Below are 9,661 nucleotides of genomic sequence, written 5' to 3'. Positions count from 1 at the left end.
TTCTACAAAACGGATTACTTCATTTCTTTTACTCTTAGGCAGGATGAAATTTGGGTGATCTTCATAATATTGAAGTAGTTTATCTTGATACTTGGAGAGTCTGAAAAAGTAACTCTCTTCTTCTACTACAGTGGTGCTTTTTCCACACTCCGGACAAAACTCATCATCAACAAGTTGAATAGCAGGGAAGAAAGTTTCACAAGAGATACAGTAGTGACCTTTATAGGTATCTTTGTAGATGTCACCATTTTCATGCATAACTGAAAAGGCTTTTTGTACACCTTTCATATGGTCGGCATCAGTGGTTCTGATAAATTTATCATAAGAGATGTCAAAATCATCCCAAAGGTTTTTAAAAGTTGCAGAGATCTCATCTGCATACGCCTGGGTTGTTTTACCTCGTAATTTTGCAGCTTCTTCTATTTTCTGACCATGTTCATCAGTACCTGTAAGAAAGAAAGTTTCCAACCCTGACATACGAGAGTAACGTGCAAGTGTGTCTGCGATGATTGTTGTATATGCATGACCAATGTGTGCAATGTCGTTAACATAATAGATCGGTGTTGTAATATAAGATTTTTTGTGACAAGACATATTTTGTAGTTCCTTAAACAAATGAGTTTGTAGAGTAAATTTGATGGATATTCTAGCCAAAAAGTGCTGTATTATGGGTGATATTATAAAATTATATATTTCTAATGTATAATAATAGGAAGAATTGGGAATCGAACTGGAGAGATCTAAAAGGACAAACATGGATACACATCCAACTCAAATAGTAAATGCAGAGAGTATTTCTAAAAAAGAGACCTATAGTACTGAAGAAAAAAAATTCATCATGGATAGATTAAATGAGGAGCGACTTATTCAGCAAAGAGCAGATGAAGCACTTGCCGGTAAAAAAGGACCCTATACAGAAGAAGAAAAAGCTAAGATATTAAACAAACTTAACGAAAAAAGACTCAGTACTCAAAAACGTGAAGAGATCAAAAAGCTTCGAACCCACAACAAAAAGATATACAAGTTTGGAAATAAAGAATTTTATAAATTTAAAAATATGGAACGAGAGTACTATATAGATATTGAAGCCTGTAACAAATTCTCTAGCAGACCAGTCATCGTCTCACTCTTTTATAAAACCGTAAGTGAGTACGAGTTGAAAAAAAAAGATGTACTGATCAAAACAGAAATATATTCAGAGAAGTTTCTTATCTCCTTGGATCCTATACGTGTCTATTTTAAAGGGTATTCTTTGGAAAATGATCGTTAAAACAACGTTTCACTTTCCAAATAGGGATATGTATTACTATAAGTCTAAATTTTTTGAATCTTTAGTATAATTAAATAGATATCTATTAAAGGGGTGAAAATGAATATTTTAAAAATTCTGCTCTTGGTTTTTACTACAAGTATGTTGTCAGCAAATTCTGCAAATACAATCTATTTACAGAAGTGTTCAGGTTGTCACGGACATAATGGTGATAAAACAGTTTTAGGTAAATCCAAAATTATTAATCAAATGCAGACAGATGAAATAGAGGAAGCACTCTATAGTTATGCAGCAGGCACATGTAAAGAAGATGTTCCGGTCTGTGAACCAAAAAATCCTATGATCCAACATGGCAAGAAATCATTTGTTCAGCATTATACTAAAGAGCAAATACATGCATTGGCAGAGTATATCAGTGCATTGAAATAAGCTATTTCTAGCTAATCGACCATTCAACGTTTGTTTGAATGGTTGACCTCAAAAACAAACTTCATACTTCAAAGATTTTGTTTAATCTACAAAACTTTACAATTTGGCTAAAATACTTTTATGTATTTCGTTTATATGGTCAAGTGTGCTGATGACACTTTTTATACTGGTATCGCTACAGAGTTGGAGCGTCGCATAGAAGAGCATAATGGCTCTGATAAAGGGGCAAAATATACCCGTGTCAGAAGACCTGTAATCCTAGTTTATAGCGAAGAACATCCAGATAGGAGTTCGGCTTCTAAACGTGAATATGAGATAAAAAAGAAGATGAGTCGGACTGAGAAGTTAAAGTTGATTAAATCGTAAATACTTTTTTTTATTGTTTTAAAATAATAAGTAAGTTATAAAATACGATATTCTTTATTAAATGTTATAGTAAAAAATCTTAAAAAGAAGGGTAATAGGTGTTTGAACATTTTGACACACTTTATGAGCTCACACAAAAGAGTTCCTTGCATGACAAATTAAGAGCTACACACCGCTCATTAAATGAAACATTTCCTTTTATTGTTCGCATTGCTATTGCAGTGTATGATCCTGAAACAAAAGTTTTGAAGACCTTTTTGCACAGTAGTGGTGATGACAATCCCTTGGATCACTATCAATCCTTACTCGAGAACGCTCCCTCTTTGAAAAGTATTGTTGAAAGAGGAAAACCTCGTGTTGTTAATGATCTCTTTGAATTTGATCGAGGAGAACATAAACATACTCAAAAGATAAAGGAGCAAGGATATGCTGCAAGCTATACAATGCCAATATATAATGAAGGTGTTTTTATTGGTTTTCTTTTTTTTAACTCGAATAAAAAAGATGTTTTCAATGAAAGTGTATTGCATCAACTTGACCTTTACGGACATATGATATCTCTTTTACTAATCAATGAATTTACTTCTGTACAAACGTTGACTGCAGCTATCAAAACAACAGGAAACCTTTCACATTTAAGAGATCCTGAAACCGGTTGCCATTTGGATAGGATGTCTCGTTATAGTCGAATCATCGCTAATGCATTAGCTGATAAATATGAACTGAATGACAGTTACATAGAACATGTTTTTATGTTTTCACCTTTACATGATATCGGTAAGATAGGGATTCCTGATAATATCTTGCTAAAGCCGGGTCCGCTAAATGAGGTAGAGAGGAGTATTATGAAGACGCATGCAACAAAAGGACGTAAAATGATTGATGACATTTTAAATAATTTTGCACTCGTAAATTTTGAACATGTAGATATCTTGCGTAACATAGCAGAGTACCATCATGAAGCTATTAATGGAACAGGATATCCTTTTGGAATCAAAGGTAATGAAATTCCTTTAGAAGCACGTATCGTTGCTGTTGCAGATGTGTTTGATGCTTTGACAAGTGTGAGAAGCTATAAAGAAGCGTGGAGTAATGAAAGTGCTATTGAAACTCTTAAAGAACTTGCTGGGGAATCACTGGATAAAGATTGTGTTTATGCTTTGATTCAAAATATGGATAAGGTAAAAGAAATACAAAAGCAATTTTTAGAGGACAGTTACGGCTAAAAGAAAAAAAGATTTTTTACGAACTATGTAAAAGAGTAAATAAATCTATAGGGAGGATATCTTTATAGTCATCTTTAGATTGCACAATCTGTTAATGCACTAAAACTCAAACCCGCCGCCGGCACCTTTACTCATACTGTCATAAACAGCTTTGATATAAGTATCACGTACTTCACAATCTAGAAGCTTTTCACAACTCATACAGCTTTTTACTTGCTTCTCTGCTTGACAGGATTCTAATTCAGATTTTTTCTGTTTAAGGGCTATCTGCCATTCATCGAGCATTTGTTCTGACATTACGCTTTCATCCCGTAGGCGTTTCTGAGTTTGGTTACTTCATAGTTGGAACCGAAGAAACAAGGACTAGTATCGTGTGGGTGATTTGGGACCAGTTCCATAAGTCTCATACCTTTTTCATTAATGGCTTGTCCACCGGCTTGCTCATACATAAAAGCAAAAGGGATGACTTCAAAAAGTTGTCTGAGTTTACCATCAGGTTTGTCTGATGTACCAGGGTAGGAGAAGATCCCGCCACCTTTTAGAAGTATCTGGTGAAGGTCAGGTACCATACCACCAGAGTATCTGAGACGATACCCTTCAGCAAAAAGTCCATCTATAAATTTTTTGTGGTATTCAGACCAGTTTTGTTGTGTACCACCTGGAGCATTGAGTTTTCCTTTTTCATCCAGTGTGATTTCTGAGATGAAGTTAAAGAGTCCTTCTTGGGCTCTGTAGTGTTTTGGTTTACTCCCTTTTCTCGCCGTCACAAGTTCGATACGTGGACCATAAACAACATAAGCAGAGGCTACGAGATTTTCAGCTTTTAGCTCTCCTTCATAGATACCAAAAATTGATCCTACAGAGAGGTTGACATCAGCAAGACTTGAACCGTCTAGAGGATCATAGCAGATAGTGTATTTACCATCATCATGTAATTCTAACACACCTTCTTTCTCTTCACTTACTAAGGATTTTACGATGGAAATATCTTTGAAAGCTTTTTCTACAATGTAATCACTTTTCACATCTAGTTTAAGTTGATCTTCACCCGATGTATTTTCAGTGTCACTGTAGCCAAGATCTTCAGTTTTAATTGCATGGTCTATTTTGATTGCAATTTTTTCGATGGTTTCAAATATGGTTAGCATCTTTTTTCCTCTTTTTCTTATATGTTTTTTGCATGCACATTGATCCACTCAATGATCTGAGTGATGTTATTCAGATCAAGTATATCAACACCCTCTGGTATAGTATAGTTTGTAATATTTATACTGTCATCAATGGCAATGGCCTCACTGCAGACAAAATAACTTTCATCAATTTTGTTTCTGAAGACAGCAATACGCGGCAGAGGGAGTGTTTTAAGGCCTTCCACAAGTAAGATATCAAAGTCGTTGATCATAGACACGATATCGTCCAATGTTTTTTCTCTTTGGGAGAAGTACGTTGTACGTGTAGGAGAAGTGATAACCACTTCTGCTCCTGTTTGTGAGAATTTGTAGCTGTCTTTACCCTCTACATCAAACTTTGCTTTGTCTTTAGGATCATTTTTTATGATGGCAACTTTACGTTCTTTTATCAAGATTTGAGCGATTTTTTCCACTAGGGTGGTTTTCCCACTATTTGATGGACCGGTAAATGCTACAGCAACTCTTTTACTCATGGCACTATTTCCTTGCATTATGATTGAAAGAATTATACATCAATCTTTATTGAATGTATGTTAAAATCTATATTAATTACAAGGAGTGTATATTGGTTAGATCAAGTATATCGTTTATTGCCATTGCTCTTCTTCTTGGCTGTACTTCAAAACAAGAGACAGATTTGATGCAAGCCTATAATGAAAAAGTTAATTATCATAAACAGTTGCAAAAAACAGAAAAGACACAACTTTACCAGGACAATGTCACCAAAGCAATGTTGACCGCTACCTATCTCTATATTCCGAACTTTGAAAACAATGATACCAGAGATGAAGTTTTTATCGTAGGGTTGTATTTGGAAGATAAAGCATCCGGAAAGATAAACGGTAAAGGAAACACCTTGACGTTAAATGGGAAAACAGCCAAAGAGATCAAATCACTCGGCTTGGATGATGAACGGTTAAAAAATTTACCTTTTGTTACTCCATGGAGTAGCTATTATCTTGTTACGTTTCCGCATGAGTCAAATAAAAAGATCACACTTCTTTATGAGAGTGACTTGTACGGAAAAGGTAAGTTACACTTCGCCAAAGTGGCGAAATATGTCTTGAATAAAGAAGCTTTTTAATAGTAAGTGTTTTTCGTTTTACTTTCTAAATTTATCTGTTTCAGAAGGTGAGGCAAGAACTTTTAAGAGTGGAAAGATGCGTGTTGCTACCCCTAGTTTATTCAAATAAATGACATAATTCGCCAGTACTTTTTTCCCATACTCTCTGGCTTCATGGTTTTCCATTTTTTCCATACTCATATAGGGTTCATAAGGTCCTCTTCTGAAGTTACGTTTGTTTGTGATATGTCTTCTTGTAAAACCTATACCTGCATTGTAAGCATATGCTATGAAAAGAGGATGATAAAGGTATGAGGTAAGATAATCAAGATGGAAATCCGCATATTCTATAGCTTTATAGGGATTAAATATGTCATCCAGATCTATCTGTTCTCCTTTTTCTTTGGCCACATGTTCGATAAGAAATGGCATGAACTGCATCATGCCCAATGCAAAAGAACGTGACACGGAAGCAGGTACAAAGCGGCTCTCTTGTCGGGCGATAGCATAGATCAGTGCCTGACGTTCTGGGGTCATATGTTTCATAGTTTCACGGTAGGGCATAGGAAAGTAAGATTCTGTATAGTTACAGGCTTTGGCTTTCAAATAGGTATAAATACCGATAGTCTCCTGGGATTTGTGATCATCTGCCAGATCATTCAAGTCAACACCAGAATACATTTTTTGTTTTACTTTTGCCCAATCGATAGGATCTTCGATATTAAATCCCCATGTACTATTTTTCCAAAGGGATTCCGTAATAGTTTTAGGATATTTTCCGTTTATAGTGTCAGCTGCCATTAACGTATAGATATTGACATGACAGCTGTCACGTAAAAGTTTTATGTACTCATCATCTTTTGTACTCAGATAGAGCCAGAAGAGAGATTTGTCTATGTCATAGCGCTGCACATAGTTTTCTCGAGCATCCTCAAAATAATCTACAGCCTGCTTAGGTTTTTTTTGCTGCATCAGAGCAAGCCCATGCTTGAAACTTTTATGGGCTTTGCTTCTTCTTCTCCAGTTTTTGTTTGTTTCCCCGGTTGCTGTTATTTTTGGGAGTTCAACAGTTAATCCAGTTCTATTGTTATAGGCTGTACGAAGCTTCGTATTGAGCATGCTTGCTTCATAGATGATTTTTTGGGCTTCAGCTGCTGTAGTGGTGTTTTGCGAAAGAAAACGCCAGATATAATAATCTTTTTCTATACTCGTTGGCATTTTATGTATTTGTTCGTAGGTAAATTTTTTTGCATTCAGAGCAGTTGCACCCATGGTGAGTACAAGAAGTGATGTAAGAATAAGAAACTTCACCTTCATCTATTACCCCAGTACAGCACGCATCATAAAGTTATCGATCAATTGCAGACCTAAGATCACAACCAGTGGTGAGAGATCAATACCTGAAAATACAACAAATGGCATCTTACGTCTGATAAAGCTCATTACAGGTTCTGTTAAACGGTGAAGTATCTGGACTACTGGGTTATAGGGATCAGGTCGAACAAAACTCAGTAGTGCAGCGATGATCACTATCCAGATATATAGATTTATGACGGTATGTAAGGTTTGTACGATGGCGTAAATAAGTGCATTCATGATGCTACCTCCAATAAGTATGGTTTGATAAGTGGATAGATCTGGGAAAGTTCAGGTCCATGCTCTGCACCTGTTAGAATGAGTCTCAGCGGGTGAAAGAAATCCTTTCCTTGCAGTCCGCTCTCTTTCATGATATGTGCTTTAAATTCGTTAAAGTCATCTATCATAGGAGCATTTTGAATGATGTCTTCCATCGTGTGCATCTGGGCACTCCATTCACCTTCAAAATTTTTAGGTGCAAAGATAGATTTGATCTTCGATTCAAGTTCGTTGATCGTACTTGCTTCTTCTTCAAGGTACAGCTTGGCCAATTTTCCGATCTGTTCATCTGCAAAACCAAAGAGTGTAGAAAGAAGTTTGTCATCAATACGTTTAAGGTGTTCTCGGTTGATAAAACGGAGTTTATCTATGTCAAACTTTACAGGTGACTTGGAAAGTTTGCTTAGATCAAACCACTCCAATGCCTCAGGCATGGTAAAGATCTCTGTTGGTGTGTTGTTGCCAAGGAGGATCAGGTAGTTGGCGATCGCATCGGGTATGAATCCCTGTTCAAAGAGCCACTTGACTGAGCTGGCTTCATCAAGCATATCCATTTTCTTACCTTCTGTGTCGAGCATGATAGGCAGATGTGCATAGTCTGTCTCCTGATCATAGCCAAGAAGTGTTTTGATGTGTGTTTGTTTCGGTGTATTTGAGAGGTGGTCCTCACTACGGATGATGAGACTGATCCCTGAGATCATATCATCACAGGCACAAGCAAAGTTATAACTTGGTGTTCCGTCAGTTTTTAAAATGACAAAAGAGTCTACTTCATTGGCGACAGTTTCAATATCTCCCTTGATAAGATCATGGTTGACTATCGGTGCATCTGGAGTCTTAATACGCACGACAAATGGTATCTTATCTTCTTTGAGTTTCTTTAGCTCTTCTGCACCTACATAAGAACACCGTCCACTGTATCTATAAATGACTTTGTTGTTCTTAGCCTTTTCTCTATCAGCATCAAGCTGCTCAGGGGTACAGGTACAGACAAATGCCTTTTTCTCTTCAAGGAGCCTTATCGCCAATGTCTGGTGTATATGGAGGTTGTCACTCTGGTGAGAGACGCTGTCGTGAGGAAGCGCAAACTTCTCAAGGATCTCCATGATCTCAGTATCTTTACCAGTGATGTTTCGCTCTTTATCCATATCTTCTATACGTACAATGAAGTTGACATCTTTTTGTTTAGCTACCATGTAGTTAAATATTGCTACACGTAGGTTTTCTATATCCATATCACCGGTCGGTGATGGGGCAAATCTAAGCATTTATCATACTCCAAAAGTTGTGAGTTTATTAAGAGTGTTATTATAGTGGATTTAAGTTATAAGTATTTTAAAGAGAAGTAGCATTAGCTATAGCTTTTTTACTTTGGAGAACTTCTCTTGTTGCTCAAGCCTCAATTTTTCTATATAAGTAGCCAAAACGCTTTATCTAAGATGCAATAAGCTCTAATTAGATAAAATACAACTTTAAAATAAAAGGTTTAATAATAATGAGTGAGAGCAAAGATTTTTTACGTACTATAGTTGAAGAGGACTTAGGATCAGGCAAATATAAAGAGGTTCATACAAGATTTCCTCCAGAGCCTAATGGCTTTCCACACATTGGACATGCTAAATCTATCTGCATCAACTTTGGTATTGCACGTGACTATCATGGTCGCTGCAACCTTAGAATGGATGATACCAATCCAACTACAGAAGACACAAAATATGTTGAGGCTCTCAAAGATGCAGTAGAGTGGCTTGGATTTGAATGGGATAATAGTGTACGTTATACTTCCGACTATTTCCCTAAACTATACGATTATGCTGTTGAACTTATTAAAATGGATAAGGCATATGTTGATAGTCTAAGTGAAGAAGAGATACGTGAATATCGTGGAACGGTTACAGAAGCAGGGAAAAGAAGTAAATACGCCGAACGTAGTGTTGAAGAAAACCTAGACCTTTTTGAACGAATGAAAAACGGTGAATTTAAAGATGGTGAACATATTCTTCGAGCCAAAATTGATATGAGTGCAGCTAATATGAAAATGAGAGATCCACTTTTATATCGTATTAGACATGCCCACCATTATAGAGCAGGAGATAAGTGGCATATTTACCCAATGTATGATTTTGGTCACTGCTTGTCTGACTATATTGAGGGTATTACTCACTCTATCTGTACACTAGAGTTTGAAAACAACCGTGATATTTATGATTGGGTATTAGATACACTTGGACTTAAATCACCACGCCCTTATCAGCATGAGTTTGCAAGGCTCGCTGTCAACTACACAGTTATGAGTAAAAGAAAGCTTTTAGAATTAGTGAATGAAGAAAAGGTTAGCGGCTGGGATGACCCTCGTATGCCAACAATTGCCGGATACAGAAGAAGAGGTTATACTCCAGAGTCTATTATAAACTTCTGTGATCAAATAGGTATAGCTAAAGCAAACTCAACGGTGGATGTTTCACAACTTGAGTTTTGTATC

The 9,661-nt window shown here is 36.4% G+C and carries 13 protein-coding genes; 6 read left to right on the top strand and 7 right to left on the bottom strand.

Annotation, left to right across the window (positions count from 1 at the left end):
• Positions 1 to 756: class I tRNA ligase family protein (locus ABZC96_RS05550; protein WP_373029675.1), on the bottom strand; the 756-nt coding region annotated here is incomplete at its 3' end.
• Between ABZC96_RS05550 and ABZC96_RS05545 the strand changes: the two genes are divergently transcribed.
• From ABZC96_RS05545 to ABZC96_RS05530, 4 genes are all read left to right on the top strand, one after another.
• Complete coding sequence (locus tag ABZC96_RS05545) at positions 755 to 1,270, top strand: hypothetical protein (RefSeq protein WP_373029674.1); 516 nt, start codon at positions 755 to 757, stop codon at positions 1,268 to 1,270. The two genes, ABZC96_RS05550 and ABZC96_RS05545, sit on opposite strands and share 2 nt — an antisense overlap.
• A gap of 99 nt (positions 1,271 to 1,369) precedes the next feature.
• Positions 1,370 to 1,699, top strand: a complete 330-nt coding sequence (locus ABZC96_RS05540; protein ID WP_373029673.1) for a cytochrome c — start codon at positions 1,370 to 1,372, stop codon at positions 1,697 to 1,699.
• 120 nt (positions 1,700 to 1,819) lie between these two features.
• Positions 1,820 to 2,065: a GIY-YIG nuclease family protein gene (locus tag ABZC96_RS05535; protein ID WP_373029671.1), complete on the top strand. Its 246-nt coding sequence runs from the start codon at positions 1,820 to 1,822 to the stop codon at positions 2,063 to 2,065.
• Between the two features lie 98 nt (positions 2,066 to 2,163).
• The gene (locus ABZC96_RS05530) at positions 2,164 to 3,291 is read left to right on the top strand and encodes an HD domain-containing phosphohydrolase (protein ID WP_373029669.1); all 1,128 of its coding nucleotides are present in this window, start codon (positions 2,164 to 2,166) and stop codon (positions 3,289 to 3,291) included.
• A gap of 99 nt (positions 3,292 to 3,390) precedes the next feature.
• Here the strand turns inward: ABZC96_RS05530 and ABZC96_RS05525 are convergent, their stop codons facing one another.
• Genes ABZC96_RS05525 through mobB form a run of 3 tightly spaced genes read right to left on the bottom strand, consistent with a single transcriptional unit; the run spans position 3,391 to position 4,954 of the window.
• A complete protein-coding gene (locus tag ABZC96_RS05525; RefSeq protein WP_373029668.1) occupies positions 3,391 to 3,588 on the bottom strand; it encodes a hypothetical protein in 198 nt (65 codons plus the stop codon).
• Positions 3,588 to 4,439, bottom strand: coding sequence for a class 1 fructose-bisphosphatase (locus ABZC96_RS05520; RefSeq protein ID WP_373029666.1), 852 nt, complete (start codon positions 4,437 to 4,439; stop codon positions 3,588 to 3,590). The genes ABZC96_RS05525 and ABZC96_RS05520 overlap by 1 nt, the downstream gene beginning before the upstream one ends.
• Before the next feature lie 17 nt (positions 4,440 to 4,456).
• Positions 4,457 to 4,954, bottom strand: a complete 498-nt coding sequence (mobB, locus tag ABZC96_RS05515) for a molybdopterin-guanine dinucleotide biosynthesis protein B (protein ID WP_373029664.1) — start codon at positions 4,952 to 4,954, stop codon at positions 4,457 to 4,459.
• Positions 4,955 to 5,046: 92 nt separating this feature from the next.
• On the opposite strand from mobB, the gene ABZC96_RS05510 reads away from it, so the two are divergent.
• Positions 5,047 to 5,565, top strand: coding sequence for a hypothetical protein (locus ABZC96_RS05510; protein ID WP_373029663.1), 519 nt, complete (start codon positions 5,047 to 5,049; stop codon positions 5,563 to 5,565).
• An 18-nt stretch (positions 5,566 to 5,583) separates the two neighbouring features.
• Here the strand turns inward: ABZC96_RS05510 and ABZC96_RS05505 are convergent, their stop codons facing one another.
• From ABZC96_RS05505 to gltX, 3 genes are read right to left on the bottom strand one after another with little or no spacing between them, the layout of a single operon-like run.
• Entirely contained in the window at positions 5,584 to 6,861 is a 1,278-nt protein-coding gene (locus ABZC96_RS05505) for a transglycosylase SLT domain-containing protein (RefSeq protein WP_373029662.1), read from the bottom strand.
• A gap of 3 nt (positions 6,862 to 6,864) precedes the next feature.
• Positions 6,865 to 7,140, bottom strand: coding sequence for a YggT family protein (locus tag ABZC96_RS05500; protein WP_373029660.1), 276 nt, complete (start codon positions 7,138 to 7,140; stop codon positions 6,865 to 6,867).
• Entirely contained in the window at positions 7,137 to 8,447 is a 1,311-nt protein-coding gene (gene gltX, locus ABZC96_RS05495) for a glutamate--tRNA ligase (protein ID WP_373029658.1), read from the bottom strand. The genes ABZC96_RS05500 and gltX overlap by 4 nt, the downstream gene beginning before the upstream one ends.
• A 227-nt stretch (positions 8,448 to 8,674) precedes the next feature.
• Between gltX and glnS the strand changes: the two genes are divergently transcribed.
• The coding region (gene glnS / locus ABZC96_RS05490) for a glutamine--tRNA ligase (protein WP_373029657.1) at positions 8,675 to 9,661 on the top strand (987 nt) is incomplete at its 3' end.

The sequence above is a fragment of the Sulfurovum sp. genome, assembly GCF_041551015.1.
Classification (GTDB): Bacteria; Campylobacterota; Campylobacteria; order Campylobacterales; family Sulfurovaceae; genus Sulfurovum.
Note: the sequence above shows the minus strand (reverse complement) of the source record. Positions and strands in the feature narration are given on the sequence as shown.